General features: G+C 63.3%; 10 protein-coding genes. 3 read left to right on the top strand and 7 right to left on the bottom strand.

Going from position 1 to position 15185, the window contains the following annotated elements:
- Window positions 1–76: 76 nt before the first annotated feature.
- Complete coding sequence (locus SS05631_RS04290; RefSeq protein WP_037413976.1) at window positions 77–1429, top strand: esterase-like activity of phytase family protein; 1353 nt, start codon at window positions 77–79, stop codon at window positions 1427–1429.
- A 71-nt stretch (window positions 1430–1500) separates the two neighbouring features.
- Here the strand turns inward: SS05631_RS04290 and ppx are convergent, their stop codons facing one another.
- The 4 genes from ppx to SS05631_RS04270 all read right to left on the bottom strand — a co-directional run bounded on the left by ppx (window position 1501) and on the right by SS05631_RS04270 (window position 7126).
- Window positions 1501–3024: an exopolyphosphatase gene (gene ppx, locus SS05631_RS04285; protein WP_037413928.1), complete on the bottom strand. Its 1524-nt coding sequence runs from the start codon at window positions 3022–3024 to the stop codon at window positions 1501–1503.
- Between the two features lie 11 nt (window positions 3025–3035).
- On the bottom strand, window positions 3036–5222 hold the full coding sequence (locus SS05631_RS04280) for an RNA degradosome polyphosphate kinase (protein ID WP_086022722.1): 2187 nt from the start codon (window positions 5220–5222) through the stop codon (window positions 3036–3038).
- A 64-nt stretch (window positions 5223–5286) separates the two neighbouring features.
- Window positions 5287–5976: a DnaA regulatory inactivator HdaA gene (gene hdaA, locus SS05631_RS04275; RefSeq protein ID WP_037413926.1), complete on the bottom strand. Its 690-nt coding sequence runs from the start codon at window positions 5974–5976 to the stop codon at window positions 5287–5289.
- The gene (locus tag SS05631_RS04270; RefSeq protein WP_037413925.1) at window positions 5969–7126 is read right to left on the bottom strand and encodes an AI-2E family transporter; all 1158 of its coding nucleotides are present in this window, start codon (window positions 7124–7126) and stop codon (window positions 5969–5971) included. The genes hdaA and SS05631_RS04270 overlap by 8 nt, the downstream gene beginning before the upstream one ends.
- 240 nt (window positions 7127–7366) lie before the next feature.
- On the opposite strand from SS05631_RS04270, the gene purM reads away from it, so the two are divergent.
- Both purM and purN read left to right on the top strand, forming a co-directional pair.
- Window positions 7367–8437, top strand: coding sequence for a phosphoribosylformylglycinamidine cyclo-ligase (gene purM, locus SS05631_RS04265; RefSeq protein WP_037413924.1), 1071 nt, complete (start codon window positions 7367–7369; stop codon window positions 8435–8437).
- Entirely contained in the window at window positions 8434–9099 is a 666-nt protein-coding gene (gene purN, locus SS05631_RS04260) for a phosphoribosylglycinamide formyltransferase (RefSeq protein WP_037413922.1), read from the top strand. The genes purM and purN overlap by 4 nt, the downstream gene beginning before the upstream one ends.
- Before the next feature lie 16 nt (window positions 9100–9115).
- Here the strand turns inward: purN and SS05631_RS04255 are convergent, their stop codons facing one another.
- From SS05631_RS04255 to mprF, 3 genes are all read right to left on the bottom strand, one after another.
- Window positions 9116–10990: an adenylate/guanylate cyclase domain-containing protein gene (locus SS05631_RS04255; RefSeq protein WP_037413920.1), complete on the bottom strand. Its 1875-nt coding sequence runs from the start codon at window positions 10988–10990 to the stop codon at window positions 9116–9118.
- A 156-nt stretch (window positions 10991–11146) separates the two neighbouring features.
- Window positions 11147–12529: an AcvB/VirJ family lysyl-phosphatidylglycerol hydrolase gene (locus SS05631_RS04250; RefSeq protein WP_037413919.1), complete on the bottom strand. Its 1383-nt coding sequence runs from the start codon at window positions 12527–12529 to the stop codon at window positions 11147–11149.
- Window positions 12526–15138 (bottom strand): bifunctional lysylphosphatidylglycerol flippase/synthetase MprF, encoded by a 2613-nt coding sequence (gene mprF / locus SS05631_RS04245; protein WP_037413918.1) that lies wholly within the window; start codon window positions 15136–15138, stop codon window positions 12526–12528. Before mprF ends, SS05631_RS04250 begins: the two co-directional genes overlap by 4 nt.
- Window positions 15139–15185 lie beyond the last annotated feature (47 nt).

Below are 15185 nucleotides of genomic sequence, written 5' to 3'. Positions count from 1 at the left end.
CAACTCGCCGTCATCAAAGCCGCCTATCGGGAAGCGATACAGCTCGAACCCAACAGCTCGAACCCAGGTGAATTTGATGACGAAATCCATCCTCGCCGTCGCCTTGACGCTCCTGTCGGCGACCACCGCGCTCGCCGATGAAAAGGCCTTTCCGGCGACACTGAAGGCCCATGCGGTCCTGCCGGCCAATACGATCATTGCCGCGCCTGCGGATGCGGCGGAATACCTCATGACTTCGGGCAAGTTCTCGACCGTCGACCGCAAGCGCGCGACGGAGCTCGGCAGCGTAGCGGGCAAGGACGGCGTCCGCCCGACCGGCCTTTCTCTCCCCTTCAACGGCCAGCCGATGCAGGGCTTCTCCGGCATCAAGGCGATGCCGGACGGCACTTTCTGGAGCCTTTCGGACAATGGCTTCGGCAACAAGCTCAATTCGACCGACGCGATGCTGATGCTGCATCATCTGAAAATCGACTGGGACGCCGGCAAGGTCGAAGCATTGAAAACCGTCTTCCTGTCCGATCCCGACCGCAAGACGCCCTTCCCGATCGTCATGGAAGGCTCTGCCACACGCTATCTCACCGGCGGAGACTTCGACGTCGAGTCGATCCAGCCGGTCGCCGACGGCTTCTGGATCGGCGAAGAATTCGGTCCCTACGTGCTGAAGTTCGACACGACCGGCAAGCTCACCGACGTGATCCCGACGACGGTGGACGGCAAGCCGGTGCTGTCGCCGGACAATCCGACGCTGACGCTCCAGGCGGACCCGTCGAAGAGGGCGCCCGCTTTCAACCTCAAGCGCTCCGGCGGCTATGAAGGTCTGGCTCTGTCCAAGGACGGCACCAAACTCTACGGCCTGCTCGAGGGGCCGATCTGGACCGACGGCGAAACGGTCGAACAGGCGGATGGCCGCCCGGCGCTCCGCATCGTCGAGCTCGATGCCGCAGCCAAGGCCTGGACCGGGCGTAGCTGGCTCTATCCGCTCGCCGAAGGCGGCGAGGCGATCGGCGACTTCAATATGCTCGACGAAAAGTCGGCGCTGGTAATCGAGCGCGACAATGGTGCCGGCACCGTCGACAAGGCCTGCGCCGATCCCAAGGATCCGAAGCCGGATTGCTTCGCGGTCGGGTCGAAGCTGAAGCGCGTCTACAAGATCGCGATGGACGATGAGTATGTCGGCAAGGCCGTGCGCAAGATCGGTTACATCGACCTCCTGAAGATTTCCGATCCGGACAACAGGAAGCGCCAGGGCGGCGACGGCTATTATGACATGCCTTTCGTCACCATCGAGAACGTCGATCGCGTCGACGACGCGCATATCATCGTCGGCAACGACAACAACCTGCCCTTCTCCGCCGGACGTGCGCTCGACAAGGCAGACGACAACGAATTCGTGCTGCTCGAAGTCGGCGACTTCCTGAAAGCCGAATAACCGAACGGTCGCGCGTGGAGACCCGCGCGCGACCGTTCCCACCATCTGAAACGACGCCGCTTGGTGACCGCTCAGCTCTCGAAGTGGAAAGCGAGCTTCTTGCCCGTCAGCCGGCTCAGTTGCTGCAGGCGGCCGTCGAGACGTTCGCCCTCGAAATCGAGATAGGCCGCGGGCACGACGAATTCGAGATCGACCTCCGGCCGCGGCGACGGCCGCAGGGTCAGATGGCGCGCGACGCCCGGCATCGAGGCGGAGAAGAGATAGGCAACCCGCAACAGGCCGCCGAGCAGCTTTGCCAGTTCGAGCAGGCGCGGCGTGGTGATGCCGGCGAGCGGGCTGGTGGCGCCGTCGTCGTTGAGCCCCTCGAAACGATAATAATTGGCAAGCGCGATATAGGCGCGGCCGGCATGGGTAATGCCGGTGAAAGCGGAGTGCGCGATGATGTTCAACGCCTGCAGGCCGCGATAGTCCGGATGCGCGCGCCAGCTGATATCCGCCAGCAGGCAGGCGGCCTCGCGGTAACGGCGCTCCTCCTCGGCTTCCTCGATGCCGAAATGCGGCACCATCCGCCCGGTCCACTCGGCAAGCTCGCGCGCATGTTCCGGGGAGCGGGCGCGCAGGATGGCGATCTCGTCGGCAGCGGTCAGCAACGGGTCCTGAAGGCGTTCGTCGTCGGAAAGGAGCGAGTAGAGGTAGCCTTCGCGAACGCCAAGCGCCGAAAACGAAATGCGCTCGGGCTTCATGATCGAGATCGCCTCCTGCATCGTCACGGCGCCGAATGGCAAGAGGCTGCGACGGCTCTTGGAAATCGTCGCGAAGGCGGAGGGCTTCAGGGTCTTGGGCTCGATCACTTCGGCCAGGATCGCCATCGCCTCGTCATAGGAGATCTCATAGCCCTGCATCATGTGCAGCGGATAGCCACGCATTTCCATCTGCAGCTTGGCGATGGCGCGCCAGGTTCCGCCAACGGCGTAGAAGGTGCGCCCGGTACCCCGCCCCAGTAGATCCGCGCCCTTCATGAACTTCCGCACCCAGGTGCGCGCCCGGCTCAGGGAGCCGTTGCTGTGCTCGAACAGCCGGATGCCGCCGAGCGGCAAGGTGATCCCGTTGCCGATGCGCCTGCCCTCGACCTCGACCAGTTCGAGCGAACCGCCGCCAAGGTCGCCGACGATGCCATCCGGATCGTGATAGCCGCTGACGACGCCCATGGCCGAGTAATAGGCTTCCTCCTCGCCGGTGAGGATCCGAACCTTCTGATCGAGAATGGCTTCCGCCTTCTCGATAAAGGCGGCGCCGTTCGAGGCCTCGCGCGCGGCGGCCGTCGCCAGCACATACATTTGCGTGGCGCGGGCCTGGTCGGACAGCGCACGGAACCGGTGCAGCGCTTTCAGCGCCCGCTGAACGCTCTCCTCCTCCATCCGGCCGGTGGCGTCGATGCCCTTGCCGAGGCCGCACATCACCTTCTCATTGAAGAGCACGGTCGGGGCACGGCTAAGCCCCTCGTAGACGACGAGGCGAATGGAGTTGGAGCCGATGTCCACGACGGACACCGGGCGTATGCCGGGCAGACGCCCCTGCGCTTCAGATTCGACCATGCGATTCCAGTTTACTTGCGCCAACCGCTATTCCAGCCGGCAATCAGCTTCGGTGCACTGGACTTCAGAGCCTCACCCCGGCCCGAAAGGCTGGGATTGGTCATGAAATAATGCTGCGCGTTGAACGGCTCGGCGTCCTTGTCGACTTCCATGCGGCGCGAGGTGCCGTCCGGAAGAATCTCGTAGCTCTGCTGGTTGTCGATGAGATTGCCCAGCATGATCTGCGAAAGAACCTGTTCGTGCACAGTCCGGTTGATGAGAGGCACGAGCGTCTCGACCCGCCGGTCCAGGTTGCGCGGCATCATATCCGCCGAACCGATATAGACAAGCGCATTTTCCGAAGGCAGGCCGTGGCCGTTGCCGAAGCAGAAGATCCGGGAATGCTCGAGGAAGCGGCCGACGATGGACTTGACACGGATGGTTTCGGAGAGCCCGGGGACCTGCGGCCTCAGGCAGCAGATGCCGCGAACGACGAGATCGATCTCTACGCCTGCGCGGCTTGCCCGGTAGAGCGCATCGATGATTTCCGGATCGACGAGCGCGTTCATCTTCATCCAGATCGCCGCCGGCCGACCCGCTTCGGCGTGCGCAATCTCCTCCTCGATGTGCTTGAGGATCCGCGGGCGCATGGTGTGCGGCGAGACCGCGAGCTTCATCCCCGCCTCCGGCTCGCCATAGCCGGTAATGAAGTTGAAGATGTTCGCCATGTCGTGGGCGATCACCGGATTGCAGGTGAAGAACGAAAGATCGGTATAGATCTTCGCCGTGACCGGGTGGTAGTTGCCCGTGCCGAGATGGCAATAGGTCCTGAGCTTGCCCTCTTCCCGCCGCACGACCATCGACATCTTCGCGTGGGTCTTCAATTCGATGAAGCCGAAGACCACCTGGACGCCGGCGCGCTCGAGGTCGCGTGCCCAGCGAATATTCGCCTCCTCGTCGAAGCGGGCCTTGAGCTCGACAAGCGCGGTGACCGACTTGCCTGCCTCGGCGGCATCGATAAGCGCGCGCACGATCGGGCTGTCGTTGGAGGTACGATAGAGCGTCTGCTTGATCGCCAGCACGTCGGGATCGCGCGCCGCCTGCAGCAGGAACTGCACGACGACGTCGAAGGACTCGTAAGGATGGTGGACCACCATGTCCTTCTCGCGGATCGCGGCGAGGCAGTCGCCGCCGTGCTCGCGGACGCGTTCCGGGAACCGTGGATTATAGGGCTCGAAACGAAGGTCCTCGCGCGGCGCCTTGGTGATTTCGGAAAGCGTGTTGAGCGCCAGCAGCCCGGGCAGCACGGCGACGCGGTTGTCCGGAACGCCGAGTTCGTGCACGACGAACTGGCGCAGCGACGCCGGCATTTCGGAATCGGTTTCGATGCGGATCACCGACCCGCGGCGGCGGCGCTTCAACGCCGTCTCGAACAGCCGGACCAGATCTTCCGCCTCTTCCTCGACTTCGATATCGCTGTCGCGGATGATCCGGAACGTCCCCGAACCCTGAACCTCATAGCCCGGGAACAGGCGGTCGATGAACAGGCCGACGACATCTTCGAGGGTGATGTAACGGATGACGTTCTTGACGTCCGGCAGGCGGACGAACCGGTCGAGTGCCACCGGCAGGCGCAGGAGCGCCGTCATCGGCTCGCGGCCGGTCTTACTGACGAGTTGCAGGCCCATGGAGAAGCCGAGATTCGGAATGAACGGGAACGGGTGCGCCGGGTCGATCGAAAGCGGCGTCAGGACCGGGAAGATCGACTGGTCGAATTCATTGGCGAGCCAGCTCTTGTCCTGCGCCGAAAGAGAAGCCGGACGCACGATCAGAATATCTTCCTTGGCGAGATATTGCTGGAGGACTGCGAGCGATGCCTGCTGCTCCATCTGGAGATTGTCGATCTCCTTCAGGATCTCGTCGAGTTGTTCGGCCGGCGTCTTGCCGTCCGGGCTGCGCAACGAAACGCCCGATCGCACCTGGCCCTCGAGGCCGGCGACGCGGACCATGAAGAATTCGTCGAGGTTGGCAGCTGAAATCGACAGGAAGCGGACGCGCTCCAGGAGCGGATGCGCGGTGTTCAGCGTCTCCTCGAGTACCCGGCGGTTGAATTGAAGCCACGAGAACTCGCGGTTGATGAAACGCTCGGGGCTCGTCAGAAGGTCAATTTGCTCCGCCGGCGCCCTGTTTTCGGTGATTGCAGACGTCGCGTTATCCATTCCCATCAGACCCCATTGCTCCGGATGAACGAGCTATCCCACTTTGACGACGGTTCTGTGACAGTCAATCGGGCCGGCGGGCAATTGCGAGTTCTTCCAAGACTTCCGCCGCAAGGGCCCGCGTCAACCGCGTGCCGCGGGCAAGCGCCAGATGGTCCATCCGCTCGACAAGGGTCTGTGCAGCCTCTAGCGAGCGCTCCATCCGATTGACTATATAGGCCACGAAACGCTCGTCGACGAGCAGCTGGCGATCGGCAAAAAGCTTGAAGAGCACCTGCGTCAGGAGTTCGTCGTCCGGTTCGCCGATCTCGACAACGGTGGCGGCCTTGAGGCGCGACTTGAGGTCTGGAAGGGTCACCGGCCAGGACATCGGCCACAGCCGCGAGGTCATCAGAAGCGCCGTACCGTTCTGGCGGACGCTGTTGATGACATGGAACAGCGCCGTGTCGTCGAAACCCTTTCGGTCGACATCCTCGAAAAGCACCGGCTTCGAAGCGGCGACGTCGGCGGCGTCCGTACCGGCAACGGGATGGATCGGTTCGGCACCCGACGCCTCTCGCCAGATGCTGGCGAGGTGCGACTTCCCGGAACCGACCGGACCGGCGATGATGACGACCGGCGACGGCCAATCCGGCCAATGATCCACGATTGCAATGGCCGCGCTCAGGCGATCGGAGACAAGCAGATCCTCCCGGCCGGTTGACGGGTCGTGGCCGAAGACGAGCGGCAGTTGTTCGTTAGGACGTCTAGTCATGCTTTGCTCTGGAGGACGGCATAGGTCGGCTGGGCTCCTGGCCCTCCGACTGCTGGTTCGCGGCCGCCCTATGCCCATGATAGAGGTCGCTATCAAGGTATCGCTGGATGCCGAAACGGACAAGCACTCCGACCGCGGCAGCCGCCGGCACCGCGACGAGCAGGCCGACGAAGCCGAACAGCGCGCCGAAGGCAAGCAGCGCGAACATCAGCCAGACGGGATGGAGGCCAACGCTCTTGCCGACCAGCTTAGGCTGAAGAACGTTGCCTTCGAGGAACTGGCCGGTGAAGAAGACGGCAAGGACGAGCAGGATCCAGAGATAGTCCGGCCAGAACTGGACGATCGCCACGCCGACGGCAAGAACCAGGCCGACCAGCGAGCCGACATAGGGGATGAAGCTGATCATACCGGCGAAAAAACCGATCAGCAGTCCGAAATTCAGGCCCACAAGCGACAGGCCAACCGCATAGTAAAGGCCGAGAATGAGGCATAACGAGCCCTGGCCGCGAACGAAGCCGGCGATCGTCGTGTTCATGTCGCGGGCGATCTGGCGCACCACGTCGACATGGTCGCGCGGCACCCAGCTATCCACCTTCTCGACCATGTGGTCCCAATCGAGCAACAGATAGAAGGCGACCACCGGCGTGATGATGAAGAGCGACAGGATATCCAGGAGCGCCATGCCTGAATTCCAGAGCTGCTGGAACAGGGTGCCGAGAAAGACTGCCCCCTGTTCGAGAAGCTTGGCGGAATTCTCCTTGATCGTCGCCATTTGCGCCTCGAGCCAGTCCGGAACGAGGGTCGACTGGGTCGTATCCGCCACGAAGGCCTGAAGCCTCGCGACATAGCCGGGCATCTTCTGGATGAAATCGGCCGCTTGGGTGAAGATCAGCGGGATGACGATGATCAGCGACAGCGCAAAGAGAAGGACGAAGGCGACGAGAATGGCGATCGTCGCCATCAGGCGGCTGAGGCCAAGGCGTTGCAGCCGGTCGGCGACCGGGTCGAGGAAATAGGCCAGCGCCATCCCGGCGAGGAACGGCAGGAGGATGGAACTGAAGACCATCAGGAAGGCGATGAAGGCGGCGAGCACGAGCAGCCAAAAGAAGATCTGGCGCTGAAGTCCTAAACCGCTGATCCGATTGCCCATGGTGTCCCCGTCCCGCGGTCGTCGCACGGTGCGCGCCCGCATCTTCGTCCGACGAGATAGGGTGCGGCGCGCGCGCAGGTCAAGCCCGACTGCCTTCAATCCGCTCCGTTCGCGCCTGAAGGCGATGAGCCGAAGGCAAAAACGTGAAAAAAGGCCGCAAGGCCCGGCCTCTCCGCTTGCACTCCTTAGCTTACCGTGCCAATCGCATCCGCAAAATACGACGAGCCTTGGAGAACGAGCATGAGCCAGTCGGGAAAGAACGGCCTCACCTATAACGACGCGGGTGTGGATATCGATGCCGGCAATCTGATGGTCGAAAAGATCAAGCCGCATGTGCGCTCGACCCGGCGTCCCGGAGCCGACGGCGAGATCGGCGGCTTCGGCGGCCTCTTCGATCTCAAGGCGGCCGGCTTCACCGATCCGGTCCTTGTCGCCGCCAATGACGGCGTCGGCACCAAGCTCAAGATCGCCATCGACGCCGACAAGCACGACACGGTCGGCATCGACCTCGTCGCCATGTGCGTCAACGACCTTGTCGTGCAGGGCGCCGAACCCTTGTTCTTCCTCGATTATTTCGCCACCGGCAAGCTCGATCCCGACCAGGGGGCGGCAATCGTCGCCGGCATCGCCGCCGGCTGCCGCGAGGCGGGCTGCGCGCTGATCGGCGGCGAAACGGCGGAAATGCCGGGCATGTATTCCGGCGGCGACTACGATCTTGCCGGTTTTGCCGTCGGCGCGGCCGAGCGCGGGCAGTTGCTGCCGGCGGGCGACATTGCGGAAGGCGACGTCATCCTCGGCCTTGCCTCCTCCGGCGTGCATTCGAACGGCTATTCGCTGGTCCGAAAGATCGTCTCGCTCTCTGGCCTTTCCTGGGACGCGCCGGCGCCCTTCGGCGAGGGCACACTTGCCGAAGGGCTGATGACCCCGACCCGCATCTATGTGAAACCGCTCCTGAAGGCAATCCGCGAGACCGGCGCGATCAAGGCGCTGGCGCACATCACCGGCGGCGGCTTTCCGGAAAACATTCCGCGCGTGCTGCCCAAGCATCTCGCCGCCGAGATCGACCTCGACGCCGTCAAGCCGCCGGCGGTCTTCTCCTGGCTGGCCAAGACCGGCGGCGTCGCCGCCAATGAGATGCTGCGCACCTTCAACTGCGGTGTCGGCATGATCGCCGTCGTTCCGGCAGCGGAAGCCGACAGGGTCGCGGCGGTGCTTGCCGGTGAAGGCGAAACCGTCTTCCCGCTCGGCCGCATGGTGGCGCGCGAAGAGGGTGCCGCCGGCACGATCTACAAGGGCAGCCTCGCCCTATGAGTCTATCCCCGGCCAGGAAGAAAAAGGTGGTCGTCTTCATCTCCGGCGGCGGCTCCAACATGCTGTCGCTGGCGAAAGCCGCGGCCGAACCGGATTTTCCGGCCGAAATCATTGCCGTCATTTCCGACAAGGCGGAAGCCGGCGGCCTTGCCAAGGCGGCAGCGCTCGGCATCGCCACAGCCTCGTTCGTGCGCAAGGACTTCCAAAGCAAGGAAGATCACGAAGCGGCGATCCTCGCCGAGCTCGACCGGCTGCAGCCGGACATCATCTGCCTTGCCGGCTATATGCGCCTGCTGTCCGCCGCCTTCATAAATCGCCACGCAGGCCGGATCCTCAACATCCATCCGTCGCTGCTGCCGCTTTTCCCGGGGCTGCATACGCATCAACGCGCCCTCGAGGCGGGCATGAAGCTTGCCGGCTGCACGGTGCATTTCGTCACCGAGGGCATGGACGACGGCCCGATCATCGCCCAGGCCGCCGTCCCGATCCTTGCCGGCGACACACCGGAGACGCTCGCCGCGCGCGTCCTGACGGTCGAGCACAAGACCTATCCGCTGGCGCTCCGACAGGTCGCCGAGGGCAAGGTCACGATGCAGGATGGGCGGGCCGTCAGCCACACGGTCGGCGATGCCTCTGGCGCGCTGATTTCTCCGGCGCTTTGAAACGGGGCAAAGTCTCTTACCCGAGGAGTTCAAGCACCTTCGGGAACCGCGCATGTTCTCGGATGGGATCGAGGTCCGAGTCGTACTTCACCCATCGTTTTGTTTCGTGGGTGGCGCGCGGGAGAAGCTCCACGAGCAGATCGATTGCCCGGTCATGTTCACCCTCGAGCGAGTAAAAGCAGGCCACGTTGTATTTCGCCAGACGATCGTCGGGATCGATGGCCAGGGCGCGTCCTGCCCATTCCTTAGCACGGTCGCGGTCTCCAAGCGCCGCGAGACCCAAGGCTCCCAAATAGGCGGGTCTCGCATTCTCCGGACGCAGCCTGAGCTCACGCTCGGCCCGCGCAACACCTTCCTGTGCCGCCATCCTCATTTCCTGATCGCGCCCGAGTGATCGGAGAATGTTAACGAGCACAAGCAAGGCTTGGTAATCATCCGGCTTGAGTTCTGCGGCGCGCAGGAAAAGCCGGGCCGCTTCATCCAGCTTACCCTGCGTAAAGCAGGCACGGGCATAAAAGTAGTAAGCTTCGAAAAGATTGGGATCGAGGGCGATCGCCTGCTCAAACTCTGCCATCGCTTCCGAATGCCGCTCGCGAAGCGAGAGGGCGAGGCCACGTGAAGCATGCGCTTCTGCCAGGCCGCTCTCAAGGTCCAGCGCCTTGGCGCTCGTCGCCAGAATGCCGTCAATCGAGACATCGGCGTTATAGTGAAGGAAGAGGAAGGAATCGCAGTCCGCGATTCCCGCATAGGCCCGCGCATAAAGCGGGTCGAGTTCGACAGCCATTGCGAACATGCGCTTCGCAAGCACGTAATGCGATTTGCAGTGCCAGTGCAGAAAATGCCGACCCCTGAGGTAATACGCATAGGCCTCGAAATTCCCCGTCGGGACTCGACCGATGACTTTCTTCTCCTCTGGCAGCAGCTTGACCTTCAGATGGTCGACGATGGTATGGGTGATCTCGTCTTGCAGGGCGAATATGTCGGTGAGATCACGGTCGTAGCGGTCGGCCCATACATGACCACCACCCTTGCCCTCCACGAGCTGCGCGGTGACGCGCACACGCGACCCGGCCTTGCGGATGCTTCCCTCCAGGATAAAGTTGACCCTTAGATCCTGGCTCACCTGCTGCACCTTCACCGGTTTGCCCTTGTATGTATAGGCAGTATTGCGGGCGACGACGAACAGGCCGGATATTTTCGACAAATCGGTAATGATGTCCTCGGTGATCCCATCGCTGAAATACTCTTGCTCTGGGTCACCGCTTATGTTGTTGAAAGGTAGAACCGCGATCGACGGCTTTACGATCTCCCAAGGATCTTGCTGGCTAGAATCCGAACCGGTCGTTCGGAGAGCCGTAGGAAAGTCCAGGGTAATGCCATAGGCGCGCACCGGACGGTCGATGTTCTTGAGTGCCTGCTCGCCCATATCCTCGAATCGAAGATCGAGCCGATTGCCGACGTTATCTCGAACGGCTGCAGAGACCGCGATCCCGCCGGGCGTCGCTATGCTTTCAAGTCGAACCGCCACATTGACGCCATCCCCGAATATGTCATCGCCCTCGACGATCACGTCCCCGAGGTTGATGCCCATCCGAAGCTCTATCCGGCTGCGCTGCGGCACACCCGCATTGCGTTCCACCATACCCCGCTGGACCGTGGCCGCGCAGGTGACAGCATTTACTACACTTGGAAATTCCGCCAGGAATCCGTCGCCCGTGAGCTTCACGATGCGACCCTCATGCTCGGCTATCTTGGCGTCGATCAGTTCCCGGCGGTGCGATTTCCATGCCGCGTGAGTGCCTGCCTCGTCCTGGCCCATGAGGCGGCTGTACGTCACGACGTCTGCAGCGAGGATGGCCGTCAAACGTCTGTGCACCGTCGGATCGTTCATGTGACCACCCAGTCTTCGTGTACTGCCACTCTCGGGTGCCAGAATTCCAGGCCGACCCAATCATACCCCAGCGGCCAGCGAATGTCTCATCTTGTGCGGCTAAGACCGCCCACCTTCCGATCAATTGTGGAGGGGTGGTCAATTGGAAGCGCCGGCTCACTTCGCCTGAGCGAGCCGCCGGTCTAGGCCGTCGAGAACGCGACGCGTCAGGGCCGGATAGTCCTCGTCGAAATGATGGCCCCCTTCGATAGCGACAACATCGGCGCCGGATGATTTCAGTTCCGGGCAGGCATCGTCCTCTTCCTCGGTTCCGTAGAAGCACTGGAGCAGCGACGGATCGATCGCCTTGATGTCGTCGACCGGGTCGCCCGCGCTGCCCGCCCCTTCCGCGCCGAGCCAACCGAAGACCGAGATCTTGAAGTCCGCCTGATGCGACAACGCCATCAGCGTCACCTGGCGGACGCGCGCCCGCTCTGCGGGCGGCAGCAGGTTATAGATGCGCGGCAGGATATCGGCGCCGAAGGAGTAGCCGATCAAGAGCACGTTTCGGACATTCCACCGCTTGCGATAGTAGTCGATGATCCGCTGAAGATCGTTGGCGCTCTCCTGCGGCTGGCGCTCCGCCCAAAAATAGCGCAGCGAATCCACGCCGACGACGGGAACGCCCTGCTGTTGCAGGACATTGCCGACCTCCCTGTCGATATCGCGCCAACCGCCATCGCCGGAATAGATCACCGCCATCGTATCGCGGCTCGGCTTGGCGTCGAGGACCGTCAGCGGCAATCCGAACGGATTATCCGCTTCGTCATCCTCCCCTAGATAATCCGACAGCGCGTCGGAGAGCGCCTTATAGGCTTCGTCGTCCGTCTCGTCGGTCTCGATTTCGGAATGCTTCTCGACAAGCGCAGCGACATGGTCTCGACCTGCCGCAGACGCTGCCGGAGAAAAGGTGACGGATACCGGGTCGGGCAAGGCTCCGTCGGTCAAGCCGTACACCATGCGGTCGTTCTTGCGGCTCTTCTCGGCCGGCGTGCAGAGCTGCTTGGTCAGAGCGATTCCTTCTTCTGGATCGACTGCAAGCGTCCTGCCGATCGTCGCGGCGGGGGATTGCGCGGCGATCGCCAGCGCCATTGCGCCGCCGGCGCCGACACCGGCAATGACAGGCGGGCGATAGGCGCCACTGCCCGCCGCGCGCTGCACCTGCTGGCTCAAGGATTCGAGGTCGGAGACCGTATAAATGCAGTCACCGTCGTCCTTGGCGAGCGACGCCAGATAGGCCTTCAGGTCGATGCCGATGACGATCGCGTTTTCGTCGGAAAGCGCACGAGCCGCGGTATCCTCCCTCGCCGTCCATCCGCCGGCATCCGAAAGCAGCACGACGAGTCCTGCCGCCTCTTGATTGGGGAACAGGATATGCGGCGACGGGATCATCCCTGTGTCGAACTTCTGCGCGTCCTCGGCCGCGGCCGAGAGGTTGGCCGCCCCGAGGACAAGGGCCGCGAGGATCGCGGCTTTCCGAACTTTGCCCATGACTGTCATTTCCTTATCACTCCCTTGAGGCCGCCGCCGATCAGGAAGGTCGCGTCCATCAGCGCCAGGATCGGGTTGAGCCCGCCGCTCGCTACCAGATAGCGTGGCTGCCAATGCGGATGGAACTTGGACTTGAAGGCGCGCAGGCCCTTGAAGTTGTAATAGCGTTCGCCGTGCTCGTAGAAGGTCCGTCCCGCACGGTCCCAAACCGGCGCCAGCCGGCGAGAGGACATGCCGGACAGCGGCGCCATTCCGAGATTGAACCGACGATAGCCCTGCGCCTTCAGATATTCCATCAGCTGCGCGAACAGGAAGTCCATCGCACCCCGGGGCGCCTCCGGCGAGAAGCGCATCAGATCCACGGATCCCTCTTCCTTGGTGCCGGTCACAAGGATGTTCGCGAAGGCGACGATGCGGCCATTGCATTTGAGGATCGCCACCGGCTGTTCCGCAAGATAATCCGGATCGAAGGCGCCGAGCGAAAAGCCCTTCTCGCGGGCGCTGTGGTGCGCAAGCCAGGCATCGGATATCTGCGCAAGTTCCGGCAGGATCGCCGGCACATCGGCGGGCTCCACCAGTGAAAATTCCAGCCCATCCCGCTGGCCGCGGCTCACCTGCTGGCGCAGGTTCGCCCATTTGCCGCCTTTCATCTCGAAGCGCGCAAGGTCGACCTCGGCGAGCTCGCCGAGGCGGAAGGCCCTCAAGCCCGCATCGGCGTAGTAAGCTAGGCCCTTGGGCGAGACCTGATAGAAGACGGCACGGCAGCCGTTGGAACGCGCCGTCTCCATGAACTGCCAGATCAAGTCCGGCCAGGCATCCAAGGGCCCGACAGGGTCGAAAAGTGCGATCCAGGAGCGCGCCCAGCGGCCATACATGATGAAGGCGCGGCCGTCCGCCGAGAACATGATGCTCTTGTCGCCCATCCGCACCAGGTTGGCATCAGACATGTCCTGGGCGTCGAGAATGGTGATGGCGCGCTCGAGCTCCTCCTCGGATGCGGGCGCCACTGCCGTCGTGGCCGGCCGCATGAGGCTCCAGATCGCCACGGCGGTCGCGCCGATCGTCACGCCCAGCAGCGCGCGCAGGCCGCGCGGCGCCTCCGCCGAAAACTCGAACTGCCACCAGAGCTCATGGCTGTAGTCGACGTTTCGATAGACGAAGAGCAAGACGACATAGGCACCGAGGCAGATGACGCCCATCGCCATCAGCCAGGGGGCTGTCAGCGCCTGCCCGAACAGCGAAGCGGGACGGACGAAAAGCCGGCGGCTGGCGAGGAGGCCGAGGATGAAGAAGGCGAGCATGCCTGCTGCGACGAGCGCCACCGCCTTGACGAGCGAGAGCAAAAGCGCGGTGAGCGCGATGACGACCGATGCCCACCAGGCGCCATCGAGCCGCAGTGCCAGCCCGCGCGCGACGATGACCAGGGCCAGGCCCAGCAGGCTTGCCAGGAAATGCGCCCCTTCGACGACCGGCAGGGAGACATGGTCGGCGAGGAAGGCCAGGTTCTCGTCCGGCGTCGGCGTGACGCTCGAAAGAACCAGCATCAGGGCGAGCACGAGAGCGAGTGTCGCAAGCAGCAGCGGCGTCATCCGTCCGCCGGCGCGGCGCAGGCTGGACGCGGCCGGATGTCCGGCGAGCTGGCGGAGCTCCATGCCGATGATCACAAAAATGGCGATCAGCAGCGGCAGCACATGGTAGATCACGCGGTAGAGGACCAGTGCGCCGAGGACCGCATCGACATCGGCGGCGCGGCCGAGGGTTGCGACGATCACCGTTTCGAAGACCCCCAGCCCGGCCGGAACGTGGCTCAGCACGCCGAGGCCGACCGCGACGGAATAGATCGCCAGGAATGCCGGCCAGCCGACCGTGCCCGATGGCAGCAGCACGTAGAGCACCGTAGCGGAGGCAGCGAGATCAAGCGCCGTTACCAGAAACTGACGCGACGAGGTCCTGGTATCCGGCAGGCGCAGGGTGACGCGGCCGATGCTCACCTCATGACCGCTCCGCGCCGCCACCATGACCGCGAGCATGGCGGCAAGCACGAGCATGGCGATTGCCCGCAGCCAGAACGGCTCGATCCCCATCAGCGGCGCAACATATTCGGCAACGGCGAGCAGGCTGAGGCAGGCGACGGCGGCAAGACCGAGGCCGAAGGCGAGCGTGACGAAGGCAATGACCCGGCCTATTTCATCGGGCTCCAGGCCGAGACGGGAATAGGAGCGGTACCGGATCGCGCCGCCGCTCAACGGTCCGAAGCCCGCGGTGTTGCCCACAGCATAGGCGCAGGCTGCCGTCAGAGCGACGTCGACATAGGGGAGCTTGCGTTTGACGTAGTCGAGTGCGCCGACGTCGTAGAAGGTAAGCGCAAGAAAGCTCAGACCAGTGAGCAGAATGGCGGTTGCCACCGCGCTCCAGCTCGTGCCTGCCAGTGCCGCCACCACATCCTCATACTGCACTTCGGCAGTGAGGTGAAAAATCGCCACCCCGAAGAGCGCGATCATCAGGAGGGTGCCCAAGGCGGAAAGATAACGTTGATTGCGCCTCAGGAATGGCCGCCACCCGACCTCGGCCGGTTCTGGCTGCGCTTCAATTTCGTGGAGGGAAGAAGGGGACGTCATGGATCGCCCGTGTCGTTGGAGTAGACACGAGGGATTTACCTCAGCCC

It is taken from the genome of Sinorhizobium sp. CCBAU 05631 (genome assembly GCF_002288505.1).
Taxonomy (GTDB): domain Bacteria; phylum Pseudomonadota; class Alphaproteobacteria; order Rhizobiales; family Rhizobiaceae; genus Sinorhizobium; species Sinorhizobium fredii_C.
This window is presented reverse-complemented; position numbering and strand designations above follow the sequence as displayed.